Source organism: Antrihabitans spumae (assembly GCF_043944905.1).
GTDB classification, from domain to species: Bacteria; Actinomycetota; Actinomycetes; order Mycobacteriales; family Mycobacteriaceae; genus Antrihabitans; species Antrihabitans spumae.
In genome coordinates, this window is the sequence record NZ_JBIMSN010000017.1 from 1 (window position 1) to 1,216 (window position 1,216).

A 1,216-nucleotide genomic window follows, 5' to 3' on the forward strand; every position below is an offset into this window, starting at 1 on the left:
CGTCGTCTACGAAATCCACCTGACCAGCATAGGTCCACTTAAGCAGATAAGCAGTACATGCTTTCGAACCCGACACCGCAACCCACCACGGCGGTGGAAGCTGCGATGGTCGCGTTCGAAACAGCTCTCCAAGGGTTACGTGACGTCGGATTCGGCGAACTGTCGAACAACCGCGACCGTCTCGACCTCGTGCAACGATTCGAAACCGGAACACGCACGATCGCCGGTTTCGGAACCGTCCTGATAGCCGACATGCAGGAACAATGGATCCCCGGCGAACTCGGCGACTACCGCCTCGCCGACGTCCTCGCCGACACGCTGCGGATCTATCCGAGCGAAGCCAAAGCACGCCGCAAGATCGCCGAAGACCTCGGACCCCGCACCGGATTCTCCGGCGCACCTCTCGACCCGGTGTATCCGAACACCGCCGCCGCGCACGCCGACGGGGCAATCGGCCGCGCCCATATCACCGTGATCCGCGAATTCTTCGCCCAGGTCCCCAGCTACGTCGACGCCGAGACCCGCGAACAAGCCGAAGCCAAACTTGCCGAACAAGCCCGGATTCTGCGGCCCGACCAACTCCGCCGCGCAGGCAACCGGATCCTCGCCTACCTCAATCCCGACGGCAACGCACCCGAAGTGGACCGCGAACGCAAACGCAGCTTCACCCTCGGCAAACAAGACACCGACCTGATGACGAAAGGCAGCTTCTGCGTCGACCCGGAATTACGCGCCGACCTCGAAGCGATGTTCGCGAAATACGCCAAACCCGGCGTCGGGAACCCGCACGACGCCGACTCCACCGTCGACGCCGAACCCGCAGACGAGGTCGCGCACCGTGACGAACGCTCGGTCGGGCAACGCCAACACGACGCGCTGAAGATGGTGCTACGCGACGCGCTCGCCTCCGGCACGTTGGGCCAGCATCGTGGACTGCCGGTCACCGTCGTGGCGACCATGACCGTCAAAGAACTCGAAGAGGCGACCGGGCAGGCCATCACCGGCGGTGGATCGTTGCTTCCGATCCGAGATGTCGTCAGGATGGCCGCTCACGCCCATCACTACCTCGCCCTGTTCGACGACGACGGTCGCCCCATCTACCTCGGCAGATCCAAACGGATCGCTCAAGGTGATCAGCGTCTGGTCCGCTACGCCCAAGACAAAGGGTGCACCTTCCCGGCATGTTGGCGACCAGCCAATATGTGTCAGTGTCATC

The 1,216-nt window shown here is 63.2% G+C and carries 1 protein-coding gene; it reads left to right on the forward strand.

Going from position 1 to position 1,216, the window contains the following annotated elements:
• Positions 1 to 57: 57 nt before the first annotated feature.
• Positions 58 to 1,216 (forward strand): 13E12 repeat family protein (locus ACHIRB_RS04555; RefSeq protein WP_395127616.1); only part of this gene is annotated, 1,159 nt, incomplete at its 3' end.